We start from the raw sequence: 20,753 nt of genomic DNA, 5'->3' as shown, positions 1-20,753 counted from the left end.
AGGTAACGAAATGCACACTGTGTTTGAAAAAGATAATTGCATGTTGTTTGGCAATGCTATGACTTTTATGCGTCGTCCTTTAGTTTTAAACCCGCTGACTGTTGAAGCCGACGTGGTGGTATTGGGGTTGCCTTATGATATGGCAACGTCAGGACGCTCAGGTGCGAGAATGGGGCCTGACGCAATGCGTAAAGCCTCGACGAATCTCGCTTGGGAAGATACCCGTTATCCGTGGCAATTTGCGCTCAATGAACATTGTAATGTGGTAGATGCCGGTGACTTGACGTATATGTCGGGCGATAGCAGCGAATTTACCGAAAAAGTAGAAGCAGCAGCGACAAGCATGCTTGAGCAAGGCAAGAGCATGCTAAGTTTTGGCGGCGATCATTTCGTGACTTTGCCTTTGCTGCGTGCCCATGCAAAGGAGTTTGGCCAAATGGCATTGGTACATTTTGATGCCCATACCGACACTTACTCAAATGGCAGTGCCTATGATCATGGCACCATGTTTTTCCATGCGCCAAATGAAGGCTTGATCGATAAGCATCGCTCAGTACAAGTGGGGATCAGAACCAACTATACCGAAGCAGACCATGGCTTCACTGTGATTGATGGTCAGCAAGGGAACGAGTTAAGCGCCGATGCCATTGCTGAAATCATCACAAACACAGTGGGTGATTTACCGGTTTATTTAACTTTTGATATTGATGCGCTTGATCCTGCTTTTGCACCAGGTACAGGTACGCCAGTATGCGGTGGCTTAACCACTGATAAGGTCTTAAATATTTTAAGAGCGTTAAAGGGTCTTAATCTAGTTGGCATGGATGTGGTTGAAGTAGCGCCAGCTTACGACAACTCAGAAGTAACTGCATTAGCAGGGGCAAGTATAGCACTTGAGTTATTGCATCTATGGACGCACAAACATAAGTTGTAATTATTAATATATATGCAAAAACAGAAGCCCGAAATCATCGGGCTTTTTTAAAGATACAATTTAATTTAATTTCATACCTTTATTTATTATTCCTCGCCTAAGTCGCTAATTAGACCTACACTTTTATAAAAAATGAATGCGGCGCACCGTAGTTATATGCTTGAGCTCCCAGTATGATACCAATCCTCAATAATACTCAATCATTTTGAGGGACTAAAACTGACGCTAACTTCGTTGGAAATTTCTTTTTTAGAACAACTAAATAGAAAAATTTCGCCTCGTTATCGACTAGTTTTTCTTGCCTCAAAATAGACCGCTTAATTAAGAGGACTGGTATAAATCTCAGGTGGTATAGAACTTATTTGTAGGAAACAATTTTTCATGGGTGAAAAAAAATCGGCAGCAACCCACAATCCATTCTTACTTTTTGTGTTATCACTCACTTTTGTTTGTGTTGGTTTTGGATTATCTAAAATTGCCTTCTATGTACAGGTGATCCCGATTTGGCTGCCTGCTGGTATTGCTTTAGCAGGGTGTTACCTATTTCGCCACAAGTTTATTCCGGTGGTGTTGATAGGCACTTTTTTCTATAACTTTGCGGCAACGCCTGAATACATCACAGATGCAACCCTAAACGCACAGATCTCGCAAAATATCATTATTGCGTGTGGCGCTGCTTTACAAGCATATTTGGGAAGTGTGTTGTTAATTCGATGGGGCGATCCACTCAGAGTTAAACATCAGCTTAGCATCTTAAAGTTTGTATTGCTTGTAGGCTTATGTGTCAGTTTACTTTCGGCGACCATAGGTACACTCTCTGCTGTATTTTTTAGCCCTCAACAAGCGCCAACTTTGCTGCTATTTAGTTTCGTTTTTTGGTGGCTGGGAGACGCATTAGGAGTGTTATTGGCAACACCCTTTGTTTTAGGTTTTATCAGGCTTTTTAGTCATACGTCTTCAACTCATAGTGGTGATAAAACGCTTACCTGGTCATTGCTCTGTCTTTTTGTGTTTGTTGTCTCAATCACCTGGTTATTTTTTGATTCCACTAAGACTGCATTCGAGCAAAGAATTGAGAAACAGTCACAAACAATTGAAAATAAAATTTATCGAGAGCTATCAGGAGCACTGTCGCAATTACAAATTTTGGCCGATAACATTCAAAATTCGCAGTTCATAGATAAACAAGCCTTCGCTAAACAAGCTGAAATACTGATGGCAAACAATGGCATTCTACAAGCTGTTTCTTGGAATCCTTTAATTACACAAAACTTAAAAGATGCGCATACTCAAATATTACAAAATACGTATGGGATTGAGTTTAAGGTTAAAGGTGAGCCAATTCAGGCAGATGATCCAATTATCTACGTACAATACATTTACCCAGAAAAGCCCAATCAAAATGCCATAGGCTTTAACGTTTACTCTAATCCTGAACGCAAAAAAACGCTTTATGCGGTTTTACAAAATATGCAACCAAAAGCTACACCGATAATTCAGCTTGTTCAGCATAAAGAAAAGCGTCCTGCATTTTTGTTGTTTTATCCTGTGTTTGACTTACACAGTTTAAAAGCGCAAACAGGAGAAAATAGACTTATCGGGTTTAGTACTGGGGTGTTTAAAGTGTCTGAAATCATCGATTCAGCGCTAGATAATGTCGATAAAGAATTGTTCCATATTCATGTATTGGAAGCCCTTACAAATACACGCATTTATTCAAGTGATGAAAACACAAATGCCGACAAAGATGAAAACGGCTTTAAACGTTTAGAAATTGTTATGTTTGGTCAGAAGTGGTTTGTCGATCTGCATTTGAACCAAGCTGTCATTAATCTATTGCAACAGCAATCTAATTTGCCCGTATTTTTGCTGCAATTCATTATTGTGACTGCGATTGTTTTGATCATTCTGCAGATGTATAACCAACAAAATGTACTTGATAAGCGAGTTTTACAAAGAACACGTTCTTTAAATAAAGCCGTTGAACAGGCTGATAAAGCCAATCGTGCGAAAAGTCGATTTCTAGCCAATATGAGTCACGAAATACGCACCCCCATGAATGCGGTTGTTGGTTTTTCTCAACTAGCAAAAGAGTCAGAAGATTTTGAGCAGGTTAAATCTTACCTTGAAAATATAGATGTATCGTCACAGCACTTACTTAATATCGTGAATGATATTTTAGATTTTTCCAAAATTGAATCGGGCAATTTTGAGCTTGTTGAAGATGAGTTCGATTTAAACAAAGCGCTCAATAAAGTGAATAACATTTTTAGATTATCAGCGACAAGTAAAGGGCTTACTTGGCGGTTTGAAAATTATTGTCCAGTTCCTTTGTTAGTCAAAGCAGATAAAACACGTTTTGAACAAGTTCTAATTAATTTGTGTGGCAATGCAATTAAGTTTACAGAGCAAGGGGAGGTTGTTCTGACCTGCAACATAATTGCACAAAGTGAACAGGGATATCAGCTGTCTATTCAAGTCAAAGATACGGGCATAGGTATCGCACAAGAGAACTGTGAACAGTTATTTTCGGCATTCACGCAAAGTGACTCCTCCACCTCAAGAAAGTTTGGCGGTACGGGTCTTGGTTTAGCGATTTCTAAACAGCTCAGTAAATTAATGAAAGGGTCTATACGGGTTGCAAATAACCACCCTCAGGGATCGGTTTTTACTTTTACGCTTGAATTACCTAAAGCTGAAAAAGAGATAGACACTGAAGTACCCATTATTAATCGAGACTTTTCGTCACTCAAAGTCTTGGTTGCCGAAGATAACCCAGTTAACCAAATGGTCATTAAAGCCATGCTGGAGAAATTAAATATAAATGCCACGCTTGTTGAAAATGGTCAGTTAGCGCTAGAAGCCATTGAAAAAAATGCTTTTGACGTAGTTTTGATGGACTGTCAAATGCCTGTTTTAGATGGATATGAAGCGGTAAAACAACTTCGCTTAGTAAAGCAATTCGCAACCTTACCAGTTTTTGCTTTAACAGCCGATGCCGATACCGATAGTAGAGAAAAGGCTTTGGCGTCTGGTTTTACGCTACACGTTGCAAAGCCCCTTACCATTGAAAAGCTTAAACAGTGTTTAAGTACCCTAAAATGCTAATTTTAACTTTGTCATGCTAGAAGGCTGGCAAAGCGCCTGCAATTTAGGTTATGTTGTTTTTTCACACAATGCTGAGTTAAGGCTGTATGAAACATCTGGCATTCTATTTATTTTTACTATTTATGAGCATAAGTGCTTTTGAGGTGCGCTCTGAAAGCGAGTTGCGCTTTGTTGCCGAAGATCTCTATCCATTACATTTCATTGATAATGAAAAACATCCGCAAGGTTTTTTAGTCGACTTAGTCGAGGCGGTATTGCTCGAGTGCCAATGTAAAGGACACATCGAAATTATGCCGCAAGCGCGTGCATTTAAAGAGTTTACATCAAACTCAAACACGCTAATGATATCTTTATTAAAAACACCAAAACGTGCCAATGAGTTTAACTTTTTGGGGAGTGTGTATTTTGCAGATGCATATCTAATAGGGCTTAAGCACAGAGCATTTAAACTAATAGATTTGAAAACAGCCCAAGGGCTAAGAGTGAGCACAGTTAGAGGCTACCACAGTCATTATTATTTAGAGAGAGCAGGGTTTTCGACTGAGCATGATCTAGTGCTTGCGCCAGATCCTGCAAGTTTGCTCAAAATGTTGTACAGAGGGCGTACTGATCTGGTGCTAACAAATACCTTGTCACTGGATAAGGAGTTAAGGAACCTAGGATTAGACCCAAGTCAGATAGAAAAAAAGCTGAGCTTGCCAGACTTTCCAAATGAATTGCATTTTGTTGCAAATAAGCAGCTTAATCCAAGTTTAGCTCTGAGTTTAAGTCAATCATTGCAGAGAGTTAAACTCAGCGGAGAATACGCAAAGCTGTTTAAAAAATGGCAATTGGGCCAAACAAACACGCTTTAATCTTTCAAAAAATATGAACTGATAATTGCCAGCAATGATAGGCTGCTGAACATTAAGATAAGTGAAAGAGCACCTAATTGTTCTGCTAACAAGCCTGCACTTCCCAAAATCAAAAGTACAATTCCGGTAAACGTATTACCCACTGCAACATAGTCGGTTCTTTTATTGCCTTCGGCTAAATTCACTAAATAGGTTTTACGACCTAAACGCACACCTTGATGTGCCACACTCAAGATAAAATATAGCAGTGGCAGAAACCAAACAGAGCTAAAAAGCTGAGGTAAAAATACATGCGCAACATAAAGAGTGATGGCATTTATTGCCACCAAGGCAGAACTGAGCGCCATGACACGTTTACTCGATAAATCACTTAAGCGCCCCCAGATTGGTGCTGAAACTAAACTAGCAGCGCCAGATACCAGCATAAATATCGCCAGAACAGCAAAATCGAATGCTTGCTCTGAGGCAAGTACTATGTAAAACGGGGCACTCAAAGCTGAGCAAAGTAGCAATGTACGCGTCAGTAAAAACAGCGCAAAGTTGCTATCTTCATAAATCATCCGAAACTTGCTTAACGCTGCTTTTAAGCCGTTTTTTCCGCCATCAGTCGCGCCTTTATATTCGTTTATTTGCCCATAACTTAAGGTAGCTAATAACCACATAACAGCAGCTAAGCTTAATGCCCATAATATAGTTTGTTCTTGTTGACTGTCAGAAAACATAAAAAACAGCCCAAACAGCACCGTTGCTAAGCCAGATAAACTGGCGGTTAAGCCACTTAAATTGCCTCTTTGTGTTTTAGGAATGGTTTTGCCCAGTACGTCTTTGGCGGCAATTGAGTTAAAACCTCTGGCCAAAGAGAAAATAATGAGCGTGCCAATAATAGCAATACCCGCTTCATAACCGCTTAAAGTAAAGCTTATCGCAATCAATGCCAGCATGCATAAGGCTTGAGTCAGTGAACCAAATACCCATACCCACTTTCGTAGTGGTAGTTTTCTGATGAAACTTGCAATAGCAAGTTGAGGTAACAGTGAGCCAGATTCTCTTATCGGCACCAGCCACGAAATAAAAACAGCGGGCACTTGTAAGCTTTGTAATAGCCAAGGCAAAGTCACTTTTGGATTGAGCAATGCATCTGCAAATTGGCTAAACAGCTGGCTGAATAGCGTCAATACGAAGTTATGAGGGACGACTTTACAGGCAGAATCATCAAGTGGCTTACAGGCCCTGGCATCTTCTTCATTACTGAGTAGCTTAAAGAGGTTGTCTTTATAGTTTTTCATTTATATTCCTCAATTTCCTTGCCGACACTTCTAAATACTCGATTCTGTTTTTACTTAACCACAATACGCCAGTTAAGTAAAAATGATCGCTTTAAATTTTGGAGCACCAAGCTGGTGGCATAATAAAAAATACACCAATGGTCAGACCACTTTAATTTGTACTGTGGTTTTTCCTAAAGTTGTATAAAGTTTAGACTTTGGTTGTAGAAAAGCTGTGGTTAAACCGTGCAGAATTTTGACAGTATCACGGGTTTTTGATAGTGTAATGCGCAAATTTGGTATTACCAATTTACCTTTTGGTTAAGATTACCTAGCAATGTGATGTTAGATGGTCTTTTCAACATGCTTAAATTCGGCGTTTGATCAATGTCTTTAAAGATAAAAGCAGCAAAATTATCCGATGTTATTTTAGAGCAACTTGAGAATATGATCCTCGAGGGCTCTTTAATGCCAGGTGAAAAGTTGCCTCCAGAAAGGGAGCTTGCGAAGCAGTTTGAGGTTTCACGACCTTCTCTTCGAGAAGCAATTCAGAAGCTTGAGGCAAAAGGACTCGTGACACGTCGTCAAGGCGGCGGAACGTATGTAAAGAATCAATTAGAACAGGGGCTCACTGATCCGCTGTTTGACTTGATCAGTAAGCATCCAGAATCGCAATTCGATTTACTGGAGTTTCGTCACGCACTAGAAGGGATCGCGGCATATTATGCAGCGCTTCGCGGTACAGACACTGACTTTGAGAAAGTTCAGCAAAGTTTTGACAATATCGCCGATGTGCACGGGGACCTAGAGCAAAAAGCACAAGCAATTAATGCATTTCATTTTGCAGTGGCTGAAGCGTCACATAACGTGGTGCTACTACACCTTGTTAAAGGCATGCAGTCTTTGCTGGAGCAAAATGTATTACAAAACTTACAAGTTTTGGTGCAAAAGAACGACGTCAGTGAACAACTTGCTGAGCACCGTAAATTGTTGATGGATGCTGTTATAGAAGGTAATCCAGAGCAAGCACGATTAGCCAGTAACGCGCACTTAGCGTTTATTGAAGAAGCATTACTTGAAGCGGATAAAGAACGTTCGCGGATCGCACGTAGTTTAAGACGTACCAGTAACAATCGAGTTCGTTAAAATTAACCAGAAGTAATTAAATTCGTATTTTAAACATAAGGAACACTCCATATGTCTGAAGTCAATAAAATTGACGTAGACGCGTTAGAAACCCAAGAGTGGTTACAAGCGCTTGAGTCTGTAGTAAAAGAAGAGGGCGTTGAACGCGCTCAATACTTATTAGAGCAAGTATTAGAACAAGCTCGTCTTGATGGCGTTGATATGCCAACAGGTATTACTACAAACTATGTAAATACTATTCCAGCAGATCAAGAGCCTGCATACCCAGGTGACACAACCATTGAACGCCGTATTCGTTCAATCGTTCGTTGGAATGCGATCATGATCGTTTTACGTGCGTCTAAGAAAGACTTAGAGCTAGGCGGCCACATGGCGTCTTACCAGTCTTCGGCTGCATTCTATGAGATGTGTTTCAACCACTTCTTCCGTGCACCAAACGAAAAAGACGGTGGTGATTTAGTTTATTACCAAGGTCACATTTCACCAGGTATCTACGCACGTGCTTTCCTAGAAGGTCGTTTAACTGAAGAGCAACTAGATAACTTCCGTCAAGAAGTAGACGGTAAAGGTATCTCTTCATACCCACATCCTAAGTTGATGCCTGAGTTCTGGCAGTTCCCAACTGTATCTATGGGTCTAGGTCCAATTGCATCAATCTACCAAGCTCGTTTCCTTAAATACCTAGAAGGTCGTGGTCTGAAAGAGACGAACGAGCAGCGCGTTTATGCGTTCTTAGGTGACGGTGAGATGGATGAACCAGAATCACGTGGTGCAATTTCTTTCGCTGCGCGTGAGAAGCTAGATAACCTTTGTTACCTAATCAACTGTAACCTTCAGCGTCTAGACGGCCCAGTAATGGGTAACGGTAAGATCATTCAAGAACTTGAAGGTCTATTTAAAGGTGCTGGCTGGAACGTCATTAAAGTAGTTTGGGGCTCTGGTTGGGATCTACTACTTGCGAAAGACACCTCTGGTAAGCTTTTACAGCTTATGAACGAAACTATCGATGGTGATTACCAGACTTATAAGTCAAAAGACGGTGCATACGTGCGTGAACACTTCTTCGGTCGTTACCCAGAAACTGCAGCACTTGTTGCAGATATGACTGATGACGAGATCTTCGCGCTTAAGCGTGGTGGTCACGATACATCTAAGCTTTTTGCAGCTTACAAAGCAGCGCAAGAAACAAAAGGCCGTCCTACTGTAATCCTAGCTAAAACGGTTAAAGGTTACGGCATGGGTGAAGCAGCTGAAGGTAAAAACATTGCGCACCAAGTTAAGAAAATGGACATGACGCACGTTGAACACCTTCGTTCACGTCTTGGTCTTGAAGACTTGGTATCTGACGAGCAAATCAAAGACTTACCATACTTGAAGCTTGAAGAAGGCTCTGCAGAGTACGAATACTTACATGCGCGTCGTAAAGCACTACACGGTTACACGCCACAGCGTTTACCTAATTTCACGCAAGCACTAGAAATTCCAACGCTAGAGCAATTTAAGCCACTTCTAGAAGAGCAAAAGCGTGATATCTCTACGACTATGGGTTATGTACGTGCGCTAAATATCTTATTAAAAGATAAAGGCGTAGGTAAAAACATCGTACCTATCATTGCGGATGAAGCACGTACCTTTGGTATGGAAGGTTTATTCCGTCAAATCGGTATTTACAACCCGCATGGCCAGAACTACACGCCTCAAGACCGTGACATCGTTTCTTACTACAAAGAAGCAACATCAGGTCAGGTACTTCAAGAAGGTATCAACGAGCTAGGTGCAATGTCTTCATGGGTTGCTGCTGCAACGTCATACTCGACAAATGACCTGCCGATGATCCCATTCTACATCTATTATTCTATGTTCGGTTTCCAACGTGTTGGCGACATGGCGTGGATGGCGGGTGACCAACAAGCGCGTGGTTTCTTACTAGGTGCAACCGCTGGTCGTACAACCCTTAACGGTGAAGGTTTACAGCACGAAGACGGTCACTCGCACATTCAAGCGGGTACTATTCCTAACTGTATTTCTTATGACCCAACGTTCGTATTTGAAGTAGCGGTAATCCTACAAGACGGTATTCGTCGTATGTACGGTCCTGAGCAAGAAAACGTGTTCTACTACCTAACGCTAATGAATGAGAACTACGCACAACCTGCTATGCCAGAAGGTGCGGAAGAAGGTATTCGTAAGGGTATCTACAAGCTTGAAGAAAATGCAGGCGACAAAGCACACGTTCAGCTAATGGGTTCAGGTACTATCTTAAATGAAGTACGTAAAGCAGGTCAGATCCTAAGCGAAGAGTACGGTATTGGTTCAGATGTATTCTCAGTAACCTCATTCAATGAGCTTGCGCGTGATGGTCAAGATGTTGAGCGTTTCAACATGCTTAACCCAACAAGCGATGCAAAAGTACCTTACATCACATCTGTATTAGGTGAGTCTCCGGCAATTGCTGCAACTGACTACATGAAGAACTATGCAGAGCAAGTACGTGCATACATGCCAAGCGCATCGTACAAAGTACTAGGTACTGATGGTTACGGTCGTTCAGACAGCCGTGAAAACTTACGTCGTCACTTCGAAGTAAATGCAGGTTACGTAGTAGTCGCTGCACTTACAGAGCTTGTTAAGCAAGGTAAAGTTGACGCATCAGTTGTTGCTGACGCTATCAAGAAATTTGATATCGACACAACGAAAACTAACCCACTATACGCATAAGAGGCAGATAGAATGGCAATCGAAATTCATGTTCCAGACATTGGCGCAGATGAGGTTGAAGTAACTGAGATCCTAGTTAATGTAGGTGACACAGTTGAAGTTGATCAATCTCTTATCACTGTTGAAGGTGATAAAGCTTCAATGGAAGTGCCAGCTGCGCAAGCGGGTACAGTGAAAGAAATTAAAGTAGCTGAAGGCGACACTGTTGCAACTGGCTCTTTAATTATGATTTTTGATGCTGCTGGTGATGCACCTGCAGCAGCCGAGCCTGAAGCACCAGCAGCCCCAGCGGCTGCACCTGCTCCAGCAGCGGCATCTGAATTAAAAGAAGTTCACGTACCAGACATCGGTGGTGACGAGGTTGAAGTAACTGAGATCATGGTTGCTGTAGGCGACGTGGTTGAAGCTGACCAATCAATCTTAAACGTAGAAGGCGACAAGGCTTCTATGGAAGTACCAGCACCATTTGGCGGTACAGTTAAAGAAATCAAAGTTGAAGTTGGCGGCAAAGTAGCAACGGGCTCGTTAGTATTCGTATTTGAAACAGGTGCATCTGCGCCGGCAGCGGTTGAAGCGGCTCCTGCGGCAGCGCCTGCTCCAGCAGCGGCGGCAGAACTGATCGAGGTTCACGTACCTGACATCGGCGGTGACGAAGTTGAAGTAACTGAAGTCATGGTTGCGGTAGGCGATGTAGTTGAAGCTGACCAATCAATCTTAAACGTAGAAGGCGATAAGGCTTCTATGGAAGTACCAGCACCATTTGCAGGTACTGTTAAAGAAGTGAAGGTTGAAGTTGGCGGTAAAGTGTCGACTGGTTCTCTTGTTTTTGTATTTGAAACGCAAGGCTCTGCACCTGTAGCTGCGCCAGCACCTGCAAAAGCAGCTCCGGCAGCACCTGCGGCAAAACCAGCGCCAGCAGCGGCACCTGCAGCTTCAGCACAAAAAGATGAATTTGTAGCGAACGACCAATACGCACATGCATCACCTGTAGTTCGTCGTCTAGCGCGTGAGTTTGGTGTAAACTTAGCACGTGTAAAGGGCACGGGTCGCAAGAACCGTGTACTTAAAGAAGACGTACAAAACTACGTGAAAGAATTAGTGAAGCAAGTTGAATCAGGTCAGCTATCTAAAGGTGGCAACACCGGTGGTGGCGAGCTAAACCTAATTCCTTGGCCAAAGGTAGACTTCAGCAAGTTTGGTGAAGTTGAAGAGAAGAAACTTTCTCGTATTCAAAAGCTTTCTGGTGCAAACCTTCACCGTAACTGGGTACAGATCCCACATGTTACGCAATTTGACGAAGCAGACATCACCACGCTAGAAGCATTCCGTAAAGAGCAGAATGTACTGGCTGAGAAGAAGAAAATGGGCGTGAAGATCACTCCACTAGTATTCGTAATGAAAGCAGCAGCTAAAGCACTAGAAGAGTTCCCAACGTTTAACTCATCACTGTCTGAAGATGGCGAAAGCTTAATTCTTAAGAAGTATGTAAACATTGGTATCGCAGTAGATACACCAAATGGTCTAGTTGTTCCTGTTGTTCGTGACGTGAACAAGAAAGGCATCATTGAGTTATCTCGTGAGTTGATGGAAATCTCTAAGAAAGCACGTGAAGGTAAACTAACTGCATCTGATATGCAGGGCGGTTGTTTCACTATTTCTAGTCTAGGTGGCATCGGTGGTACTGCGTTTACACCAATCGTAAACGCGCCAGAAGTTGCTATCTTAGGTGTGTCAAAGTCAGACATGAAGCCAAAGTGGAATGGTAAAGAGTTTGAGCCGCGCCTAATGGTGCCGCTAAGCTGTTCATACGACCACCGTGTAATTGACGGTGCGTTAGCAGCACGCTTTACTGCAACACTTGCAGCTTACCTAAGCGACATTCGTCAGCTGGTAATGTAAAACTCAAAAATCCCACTGATTTTCAGTGGGATTTTGTTTGTATCCTCTGATACAATCGACGCACACTTTTTTAGTCTGCCCCTTGTTCCTCCTGACAAATGGATGACATGGCAGTGAGTATAACGAGTAGGGCAACGCCAATTTGGCATAACCCGTTCGCAAAATATTAAGGTTAAAACATGAGCAACGAGATCAAAACTCAAGTTGTTGTACTAGGCGGTGGTCCTGGTGGTTACTCTGCAGCTTTCCGTGCTGCTGATTTAGGTTTAGACGTTACACTTATCGAATCACGTAACACTCTAGGTGGTGTTTGCTTGAACGTAGGTTGTATCCCTTCAAAAGCATTACTTCACGTTGCTAAAGTAATCGACGACGCGAGCGAAATGGCATCTCATGGTGTTACTTTCGGTGCTCCACAAATCGACCTAGACAAAATCCGTTCTTGGAAAGAGTCTGTAATCGGTCAATTAACTGGTGGCTTAGACGGCATGGCGAAGATGCGTAAAGTTAACGTTGTTAACGGTTACGGCAAATTCACAGGTGCTAACACTATCGCTGTTGAAGGCGAAAACGGTACTACAACGGTTAGTTTCGACAATGCAATCATTGCAGCGGGTTCTCAGCCTGTAAATCTACCTTTCATCCCAGAAGATGAGCGTGTAATCGATTCAACTGGTGCACTTGAACTTAAAGACGTACCTGAGAAGTTACTTGTATTAGGTGGTGGTATCATCGGCCTTGAGATGGGTACTGTTTACCGTGCACTAGGTTCACAAATCGACGTTGTTGAATTTGCTGATCAACTAGTACCTGCAGCGGATAAAGACATCATCAAGATTTACCAAAAATACGTTAAGAACAAGTTCAACGTAATGCTTTCTACAAAAGTAGTGGCTGTTGAAGCGAAAGAAGATGGTCTATACGTATCATTCGAAGGCAAGAACGCTCCAGCTGAGCCAGTACGTTACGACAAAGTACTAGTAGCTGTAGGTCGTACACCTAACGGTAAACTACTTGACGCTGAAAAAGCGGGCGTAGCTGTTGACGAGCGTGGCTTCATCAATACTGACAAGCAAATGAAGACAAACGTAAACCACATCTTCGCGATTGGTGACATCGTTGGTCAACCAATGCTTGCGCACAAAGCAGTTCACGAAGCGCACGTTGCTGCAGAAGTTATCTCTGGTCAGAAGCATTACTTCGATCCTAAGTGTATTCCTTCAATCGCATACACAGATCCAGAAATCGCTTGGGTTGGTGTAACTGAGAAAGAAGCAAAAGAGCAAGGCCTTAACATTGAAACTGCGGTATTCCCGTGGGCAGCATCTGGCCGTGCAATCGCTTCAGCACGTACAGAAGGTTCAACTAAGCTTATCTTCGATAAAGACTCAGGTCGCGTTATCGGTGGTGCTATGGTTGGTATCAACGCAGGTGAAATGCTTGGTGAGATCGGCCTAGCGGTAGAAATGGGTGCAGACGGTGAAGACCTAGCGCTTACTATCCACGCTCACCCAACGCTGAACGAGTCAATCGGTCTAGCTGCTGAAATCTTTGAAGGTTCAATCACTGACCTACCAAACAAAAAAGCAGTTAAAAAGAAGAAGTAATTCTTTGATTTAAAGCTTTAAAAAAACCCGCTTCGGCGGGTTTTTTTGTTATCTGCTACATTAAAGTGTAACTTTTACATATTCTCCGGGGGCATCATAGATACCCGGCTTTTCGTCAGTTTGTGTTGCTCTGGCCTCTACTTTAGTGTCATTGAGGTTATTCAGCCACTGATGCCAGTGAGGCCACCAAGAACCTGTTTGATGCTTAGCTTTATCAAACCAATCTTGCGCTTCTCCTTTGGCTTCTGGGCCATAAAAGTAACCGTACTTATTTGCCTCAGGCGCATTAATTACACCGGCAATGTGACCACTCTCACCCAGCACAAAAGTCACTGGGCTTGCGGTATTTTGCACACCTTTAAATGTGGCTTGCCAAAGCGCAATATGATCATCACGCGTAGAGAGCATATAAATCGGTGTTTTTACCTTGCTCAAATCAATTTTAGTACCACGAATACTGATTGCTTTGGGTTCTACCAGTTTGTTTTCTAGATAGAGATTACGCAGCATAAAGTTATGGCATGCAGCAGTCAGGTTGGTGCTATCACCATTCCAGTAAAGCAAATCCATATTCATGGGGGCTTTACCTTTGAGGTAATTATTCACATAATAATTCCAGTACAGGCTATTTTCTCTAAGCATGCTGAATGCGGTACCTAGTGAGTGACCATGCATGACTCCATTTTCAGTATTATAAGCCTCAAGCGCTGCAATTGTTGGCTCATTGATAAAGACACCAATCTCTCCAGGCTGAGCAAAATCGAGCAATGTGGTTAATAAGGTCGCACTTTTAATACGCTGCTTCATACGTTTCGCTGTGAAATAAGCCAATGTTGTGGTCAGCAAAGTACCGCCAATACAATAGCCCATGGCATTGACATAAGTTGTGCCTATATGTTTCTCGATGGCATCAAGGGCAGCTATCACGCCATCAACCACATAATCTTCAAAGCTGATGTGTGCCATGCTTGGATCAGGGTTTTTCCACGACATCATGAATACGGTATGGCCCTGATCTACAGCCCATTTCACCATCGAGTTTTGTTGTTGCAAATCTAAGATATAGTACTTGTTCACATAAGGTGGAATGATTAATAGAGGCGTCTCGAGTACTTGCTCTGTGGTTGCACTGTATTGGATTAATTCAAATAAATGGTTTTGATACACCACACGACCAGGGGTAGTGGCTAGGTCTTCCCCGAGTTTATAAGCTTGCTCTTCAGTCATGCTAATACGCAGCATATCTTGGCTTTTGGCTAAGTCTTTTTTAAGCAGTTCAAAGCCTTTTACTAGGTTTTCACCTTTTGACTCTAGGGTGAGTTTAAGTAATTCAGGGTTAGTGCTGATAAAGTTACTGGGCGCAAGCGAGTTAATGGTTTGTCTGGCAAAAAACTCAAGGCGTTCTTTTTGTTTTTCGTCTAGCCCTTGAGTATCACGAATATTTTGTAACAGTGACTCACCAAATAATAAGTAACTTTGTTTGATGTAGTTAAACCATGGGTTTTGTTGCCATTGTTCGTCTTTAAAACGGCGGTCGCCACGCTCTTCACTGATGACAGGTGCAACGTTTTCGTCACCGGCTTGCATCGCGTTTTGCATTATCTGCAATTGCTGCTGCCACCAGTTCGTTTGATTCTTTATTAATGTCTCAGGCTGCTGGCTTAGGGCTTGCAACCAGGTGGTAAAGTCTTTGCTGTTTTGTTCGTTTAAAGCTTGTTGAACAGGGCTTTGTTGGCTCAGGCTTTGGGTAAAGGAGTTAAAAATTTCTTGGTTTTGTTGCCACCAAGATTGCATCGTAGCATTTAAGGCGTCGTTATCCATCTTCATCATGATTGTCCTAATGACACAACTAGACGCTGCTTGGGTGTCGCAGCATGAAGGCAAGAAGAGCAGGTAGCGGTAGAAATACCGCTACCTAAATAAGTCTTAAGCTTGAGCTGTTTGCATTTGCTCTTTAGTTAAAGCTTCAAGGTTGTCTTTGAACTCTTGACCTAGTTTAGTTAGCTTTTGACCGTCTTCAATCATTTGCTGGCTTAGCTGAGTCATTGCAGACACTTGGCTTAAGTTAAAATCGATTGCAGATTTAACATCTTGTACTTCAGTCGCTGCTTTTAATTGCGATACAGAAGCATTTGAAATGTTTTGTACTGCATCAATTTGAATGCTCGCTAGCTGTTCAATGTTCTTTGCAACAAGTTGGTTGAACTTGATTGCTGGGCCGAAAAACTTTTGGTTTTGTTCAGTTAGCGTGTTTAGTAAATCAGTGTACATAACGTTTTCCTTTTGAGTCGTTGAAATTGTTCAAAAAATGGGTTGAGTGTTAACTGCTTACTCAACTAACTTAATTCATGTATAAACCGCCGTTTAAAGCGAGTGTTTCACCTGTGATATAAGCCGCATCGTCAGATGCTAAAAATCGGACTGCTTTGGCGACTTCTTCTGGAGTCGCTAAACGCTGCATAGGCACTTGGCCGCGAATGTTATCTAGTACCTCAGGTTTCATTGCTGCAACCATCGGGGTTTCTGTATAACCTGGAGCAACCACATTCACTGTGACACCAGCGCGCGCACCTTCATAAGCAAGAGATTTAGAAAAGCCGATCATACCCGCTTTTGCTGCGGCATAGTTTGCTTGTCCAAATTGGCCTTTTTGACCGTTTACACTTGAGATGTTGATGATACGACCTTGCTTTTGTGCACACATATGCGCAAATAAAGGTTGAGTCATGTTGAAAAGAGAGTTCAAGTTGGTATCAATCACTTCTCGCCATTGTTCAATCGACATTTTCTTGAACGTGGTATCTCGAGTGATACCAGCGTTATTAACCAATACATCAATGTGTTGATGCTCTTCGATGAGATCGTCTAGGACAAGTTTACAAGCTTGCGTATCAGTAACATCTAAAAACGCCGCTTGGACATGTTTTGGATTGATGTTTGCTTCATTGAGCCATTGATCAAAGTCAGCTTGGGTTCGACGTTGACTGGCAACGGCGATAACGAAGAATTGGTTTTCTACAAGAGATTGAACGATGGCTGTACCAATGCCACCAAAGGCGCCAGTTACAATGGCAGTTTTTTGTATATCCATGATGATTTCCCTACATCTTTTATGACAATTTAACTGCATTTGTCATGTTTGCTTTAGGCAACAAACACCAGTGAAATTCACTTGAGTGATCGTTAAGTGACTTCATTATTTGCGAAAAAAGTGACAGTTTTTTAACCAAACCATGACCTTTTTAAGAACTCACTCTTGCGGCTTACTTTAAGCGTAAACCCCATAGTGCGGTTTATCATATAGTCTATCGTTATGCTCGAAATTTGCACAATTTATAACTTGATCTAAATCTAGTTTTCTTTACTAAACTTAAAGTAAGGAAAAATTAAGGTCAGACTATGCGCGTTCAGTCTTCATTACTTATTTTTAAAGTTGCTTCGAGCACATGTGTGTTTTTAATCATGCTTGCAAGTTGGTTAATGTATTCACACATAGATCATACCCAGCAAGTTGAACTGCAGTTAAATCGTCTAAAGTTAGCCGCAGCGCGATTAGTTGGCGTAAAAAATGACTACATACAAGAAAGGCAGCCAGAATTTATTGAGTCTTTCGACATGCATTATTTTCAGTTCGAAAAAGAATACGGTGAGCTTGCTCAACTTCTTTTAGATGAGCCAAAAGTCATGCAGCAACTTTCCGCAATAGAATCTAATACCGCACAACTAAGGCAAACTTTAAAGCGTTTTGAACAGTTCCAAATCAAGTTAGGTCATGAGGCTGATGAGGGTGTATATGGCTTGTTTAGACGTCACGCTCATCAGTTACAAAGTTATGTGCAAACAGCTGAACAGCCCATGTTAGAGCTAAAGGTACTTGAATTACGACGTGCAGAGAAAGACTTTTTACTGCGACACGATCATGCCTATATTGAACGTCATACTGGAATTTACGAAAAGTTATATCAAAAGCTGCAATCCGAAAACCCTCAAGCTGCACTGCTACTCAAAGCTTATCGCCAAGGTTTTTTATCTTATAGTGCAGTGCTCACAGAAATTGGTTTGAACTCTAAGCAGGGCTTGAGAAAGCAACTTGATGAGCAAAAAAATGCGCTAACAACCAGAATATTAGGGTTAAGCAATACCATTATTTTACAGGATCACGATACCAAGCAAGCTTGGGTTTTAAGTTTACTGGGCATGATAATTTTGATTTGCTCTGTATGTTTTGTTCTATTGATGATATTGCATGCAAGAGTCTCGAAAAAGATCAATGTGATCAATGATGTCTTAGATAAGGTTGTTGAACATGAAAACTTTAAACTCAGGACTGATCTCAATAATACCGATGAGTTAGGTCAAATAGGCACGCATGTCGATAAATTACTTGAATATCTTGATGGTCTACTAGTGCGTTTGTCTTCGGCACAAAAGCGCCTTTTAGAAGATGCTGAAGTGGCAAGCTTCAGTAATGTCATCAATCGCTTTGCCCAAGAGTTAAACGCCCCTCTCGGTGAGGTTAAAAGTGGCAAAGGAGACATGGCAGAGTTAATCGCTATCTTAAAAAGTAATTTAAGAGATGAACTGGATGAAAGCACCTCCATTTCTGAAATGATAAATCATCTAGAAAGTACGCTGGATATTATTGAGAGCAATTTAAAAGTCAGTGAGCAACTTATTGAAGAATTTAAACTTATTTCTTCTAATCAGCACTTTGATGATCTGAGCTACTTTAATTTACTTGATCAAGTAGAGCAGGCTTTTAGAAGTAACGACGGTTTATTACCTGCAGATGACTATGATATCACCTTTGATATTTCAGAAGGGTTGTTTATTAATAGCTACCCCGCAGCAATCAATCAGATCATTAACTTGTGCATTCATAACAGTATTAAACATGGCAAAATAGCCAATCAGAAACTCCATATTGTGGTCTCGGCAATGGTTGTTAATGACTTTGTGCATATCTATTTTAAAGACGATGGCATGGGCATAGACAAAGAAATTTTGCCGGTTATATTTGAGCCGTTTATTACTTCAAAACGTCAAAGTGGTGGTACTGGTCTAGGTATGAGCATTATTTATAATTTAGTGACGCAGAAGTTAAAAGGTGAGGTGAAAATGCAAAGCCCAGCGCATGGTGGTGCTTGCCTTCACATCATATTGTCAGAGACTGAATTTTCACAAAAACAATTATCTGACGTGAGCTCAGATGAAATGGATTAGTACTTAATTGAGTTATACCTCCGCTCAAAATAGCGCACTTAATCAAGAGGGTTGGTATTATTTAGATAGAAAAGTAAATTCGCCCCCAAAAGCGAGTTAAAAAAACAAAAAAGCCATGATCCTCATCATGGCTTTTTATGTCACTTTAGCGGTTAAGCCTTTTTACTGGCAACCCACTCGTCAACGAACTTTTCTAGTACGTTAAGCGGCACTGGGCCATTTTTCAGTACTACATCGTGGAACTGGCGAATATCAAACTTGTCACCAAGTTCTTTCTTCGCGTCTTCACGTAGCTCTAGGATCTTAAGCATACCCACTTTATAAGCGGTTGCTTGAGAAGGCATTACGATGTGACGTTCAACCATTTTAACACCGTCAGACTTAGCGTTAGGGGTGTTATTCACGTAGTAATCGATACCTTCTTGGCGAGTCCACTTCATGGCGTGAATACCTGTATCTACCACTAGGCGACATGCACGCCATAATTCCATAGCAAGACGACCAAAATCTGAATATGGGTCTTCATACAGGCCCATTTCTTTTGGTACTAGCTCAGAGTATAAACCCCAACCTTCGATATAAGCTGTGTAGCCACCGAATTTACGGAATTTAGGCACACCTTCAAGCTCTTGCGCGATAGCAATTTGCATGTGGTGACCTGGGATACCTTCGTGGTAAGCAAGTGCTTCCATTTGGTAAGTAGGCATTGCTTCCATGTCATAAAGGTTTGCGTAGTAAATACCAGGGCGAGAGCCATCTGGTGCAGGCTGCTGGTAGAACGCTTTACCAGCCGCTTTTTCACGGAATGCTTCAACACGCTTAACGATCATGTCTGCTTTTGGCTTAACAATAAATAATTCATCAAGACGAGATTTTAAGTTGTCGATCATCGCAGTAGCATCTTTAAGATACTTCTCTTTACCCTCTTCTGTATTCGGTAAGTAGAATTGCTTGTCGGTTTTCATGAATTCCATGAAGGCTTTTAAGTCACCTTTAAAGCCAACCTTTTCTTTGATTGCTCGCATTTCGTCATGAATACGTGCAACCTCTGCAAGGCCAATTTCATGGATCTCTTTAGCCGTTAGCTCTGTAGTCGTTGTACGAGCAAGGGCATTGTTAAAGAAGGCTTCACCTTCAGGGAACTTCCAAGCACCGTCACGGGTATCTGCTTTTTTCTCAAGCTTAGCAAGGTAGTTAATTAGCTTGTTGTAAGACGGCTTGATAGCAGTTTTAAGTGCTTCAGTCGCTTCATTGATAAGTGCTGCCTTTTCAGAATCAGCGATCTCTAGTTTGTTTACCTTACGTTTGAAGTCAGCAAGTAGAGTAGAGTCGTCACCTTTTTCAAACGGCGCGCCTTTAATGATGTTCTTGCTTGATTCAATTACGTGAGGGAAAACAAACTTAGGTGCAATAATGCCTTTTTGTGCACGGATCTCTAATGAGTCGATAAGTTGGTCGAATACTTTAGTGACGCCATTTAAACGTGAGATATACGCTTTCGCATCTTCTACGCTAGTGATTTGGTGTTGGTTAATTAAAAATGCAGGCACCATTGAGTGCGTACCAAACATTTGGTTAACCGGATAGTTATGGTAGCGCCATTTGAAATCAGCAATGCCATTTTCTAAGCTTTGTTGCATTAGGTCATAACTAACCTGAGTATTAGCATCAAGCTTGCTGCGGTCAATTGCAGTTAAACGAGCAAGATTCTTTTTCGTGATTTCAAGATCTTCAAGTGCGCGTGCTTCACTGTCATCATCCCATTTATCATAGTCTTTTTTGATGCCCATGTAAGTTTGGTATACCGGGCTGCGCATGACGCCATCCATGAAGATTTCTTCGAAAAGCGCATTGGCTTTTTCTACTTCACTTTGGACAACTTGAACTTGGGGTGCAGGAGCAGGTTTTTCAGCAGTTTGCTGACAACCAGCCAAAAATGCTGCGCTGATTGCTGCAGCAATAATGGTGAGTTTACGCATTGTTATCTACCTTTGAGTTT

Annotated in this window: 13 protein-coding genes; 8 read left to right on the top strand and 5 right to left on the bottom strand. The window is 41.8% G+C overall.

What is annotated here, in order from left to right; all coding sequences use genetic code 11:
* Positions 1-10 precede the first annotated feature (10 nt).
* From speB to AAEU28_RS04935, 3 genes are all read left to right on the top strand, one after another.
* Positions 11-934, top strand: coding sequence for an agmatinase (speB, locus tag AAEU28_RS04945; RefSeq protein WP_421963204.1), 924 nt, complete (start codon positions 11-13; stop codon positions 932-934).
* A gap of 381 nt (positions 935-1,315) precedes the next feature.
* Entirely contained in the window at positions 1,316-4,042 is a 2,727-nt protein-coding gene (locus AAEU28_RS04940) for an ATP-binding protein (RefSeq protein WP_421963203.1), read from the top strand.
* A gap of 86 nt (positions 4,043-4,128) precedes the next feature.
* Positions 4,129-4,896, top strand: a complete 768-nt coding sequence (locus tag AAEU28_RS04935; RefSeq protein WP_421963202.1) for a substrate-binding periplasmic protein — start codon at positions 4,129-4,131, stop codon at positions 4,894-4,896.
* Here the strand turns inward: AAEU28_RS04935 and AAEU28_RS04930 are convergent.
* A complete protein-coding gene (locus AAEU28_RS04930; RefSeq protein ID WP_421963201.1) occupies positions 4,893-6,182 on the bottom strand; it encodes an MFS transporter in 1,290 nt (429 codons plus the stop codon). The two genes, AAEU28_RS04935 and AAEU28_RS04930, sit on opposite strands and share 4 nt — an antisense overlap.
* A gap of 366 nt (positions 6,183-6,548) precedes the next feature.
* Between AAEU28_RS04930 and pdhR the strand changes: the two genes are divergently transcribed.
* From pdhR to lpdA, 4 genes are all read left to right on the top strand, one after another.
* Positions 6,549-7,307 (top strand): pyruvate dehydrogenase complex transcriptional repressor PdhR, encoded by a 759-nt coding sequence (gene pdhR, locus AAEU28_RS04925; RefSeq protein WP_138567073.1) that lies wholly within the window; start codon positions 6,549-6,551, stop codon positions 7,305-7,307.
* Positions 7,308-7,358: 51 nt separating this feature from the next.
* Complete coding sequence (aceE, locus tag AAEU28_RS04920; protein WP_421963200.1) at positions 7,359-10,025, top strand: pyruvate dehydrogenase (acetyl-transferring), homodimeric type; 2,667 nt, start codon at positions 7,359-7,361, stop codon at positions 10,023-10,025.
* 12 nt (positions 10,026-10,037) lie between these two features.
* Positions 10,038-11,924 (top strand): pyruvate dehydrogenase complex dihydrolipoyllysine-residue acetyltransferase, encoded by a 1,887-nt coding sequence (gene aceF, locus AAEU28_RS04915; protein WP_421963199.1) that lies wholly within the window; start codon positions 10,038-10,040, stop codon positions 11,922-11,924.
* Between the two features lie 179 nt (positions 11,925-12,103).
* A complete protein-coding gene (gene lpdA / locus AAEU28_RS04910; protein WP_421963198.1) occupies positions 12,104-13,531 on the top strand; it encodes a dihydrolipoyl dehydrogenase in 1,428 nt (475 codons plus the stop codon).
* Between the two features lie 60 nt (positions 13,532-13,591).
* On the opposite strand, the gene phaC is transcribed toward lpdA, so the two are convergent.
* From phaC to AAEU28_RS04895, 3 genes are all read right to left on the bottom strand, one after another.
* Positions 13,592-15,358, bottom strand: coding sequence for a class I poly(R)-hydroxyalkanoic acid synthase (gene phaC / locus AAEU28_RS04905; RefSeq protein WP_421963481.1), 1,767 nt, complete (start codon positions 15,356-15,358; stop codon positions 13,592-13,594).
* 99 nt (positions 15,359-15,457) lie between these two features.
* Positions 15,458-15,802 (bottom strand): phasin family protein, encoded by a 345-nt coding sequence (locus AAEU28_RS04900; RefSeq protein WP_138567068.1) that lies wholly within the window; start codon positions 15,800-15,802, stop codon positions 15,458-15,460.
* Between the two features lie 70 nt (positions 15,803-15,872).
* Positions 15,873-16,622: an SDR family oxidoreductase gene (locus AAEU28_RS04895; RefSeq protein WP_421963197.1), complete on the bottom strand. Its 750-nt coding sequence runs from the start codon at positions 16,620-16,622 to the stop codon at positions 15,873-15,875.
* 308 nt (positions 16,623-16,930) lie between these two features.
* Between AAEU28_RS04895 and AAEU28_RS04890 the strand changes: the two genes are divergently transcribed.
* Positions 16,931-18,754, top strand: a complete 1,824-nt coding sequence (locus AAEU28_RS04890) for an ATP-binding protein (protein ID WP_421963196.1) — start codon at positions 16,931-16,933, stop codon at positions 18,752-18,754.
* A gap of 152 nt (positions 18,755-18,906) precedes the next feature.
* Here the strand turns inward: AAEU28_RS04890 and AAEU28_RS04885 are convergent, their stop codons facing one another.
* Positions 18,907-20,733, bottom strand: a complete 1,827-nt coding sequence (locus AAEU28_RS04885; protein WP_421963195.1) for a DUF885 domain-containing protein — start codon at positions 20,731-20,733, stop codon at positions 18,907-18,909.
* Positions 20,734-20,753: the final 20 nt, after the last annotated feature.

It is taken from the genome of Pseudoalteromonas sp. SS15 (genome assembly GCF_049257195.1).
Taxonomy (GTDB): domain Bacteria; phylum Pseudomonadota; class Gammaproteobacteria; order Enterobacterales; family Alteromonadaceae; genus Pseudoalteromonas.
The sequence above is the reverse complement of the archived record's forward strand: the minus strand, read 5'-3'. Positions and strand labels throughout refer to the sequence as shown.

Excerpts from the sequence above, each read along its gene's own strand:
- speB (WP_421963204.1), top strand. The coding sequence starts at position 11 with ATGCACACTGTGTTTGAAAAAGATAATTGCATGTTGTTTGGCAATGCT.
- AAEU28_RS04940 (WP_421963203.1), top strand. The coding sequence starts at position 1,316 with ATGGGTGAAAAAAAATCGGCAGCAACCCACAATCCATTCTTACTTTTT.
- AAEU28_RS04935 (WP_421963202.1), top strand. The coding sequence starts at position 4,129 with ATGAAACATCTGGCATTCTATTTATTTTTACTATTTATGAGCATAAGT.
- AAEU28_RS04930 (WP_421963201.1), bottom strand. The coding sequence starts at position 6,182 with ATGAAAAACTATAAAGACAACCTCTTTAAGCTACTCAGTAATGAAGAA.
- pdhR (WP_138567073.1), top strand. The coding sequence starts at position 6,549 with ATGTCTTTAAAGATAAAAGCAGCAAAATTATCCGATGTTATTTTAGAG.
- aceE (WP_421963200.1), top strand. The coding sequence starts at position 7,359 with ATGTCTGAAGTCAATAAAATTGACGTAGACGCGTTAGAAACCCAAGAG.
- aceF (WP_421963199.1), top strand. The coding sequence starts at position 10,038 with ATGGCAATCGAAATTCATGTTCCAGACATTGGCGCAGATGAGGTTGAA.
- lpdA (WP_421963198.1), top strand. The coding sequence starts at position 12,104 with ATGAGCAACGAGATCAAAACTCAAGTTGTTGTACTAGGCGGTGGTCCT.
- phaC (WP_421963481.1), bottom strand. The coding sequence starts at position 15,358 with ATGAAGATGGATAACGACGCCTTAAATGCTACGATGCAATCTTGGTGG.
- AAEU28_RS04900 (WP_138567068.1), bottom strand. The coding sequence starts at position 15,802 with ATGTACACTGATTTACTAAACACGCTAACTGAACAAAACCAAAAGTTT.
- AAEU28_RS04895 (WP_421963197.1), bottom strand. The coding sequence starts at position 16,622 with ATGGATATACAAAAAACTGCCATTGTAACTGGCGCCTTTGGTGGCATT.
- AAEU28_RS04890 (WP_421963196.1), top strand. The coding sequence starts at position 16,931 with ATGCGCGTTCAGTCTTCATTACTTATTTTTAAAGTTGCTTCGAGCACA.
- AAEU28_RS04885 (WP_421963195.1), bottom strand. The coding sequence starts at position 20,733 with ATGCGTAAACTCACCATTATTGCTGCAGCAATCAGCGCAGCATTTTTG.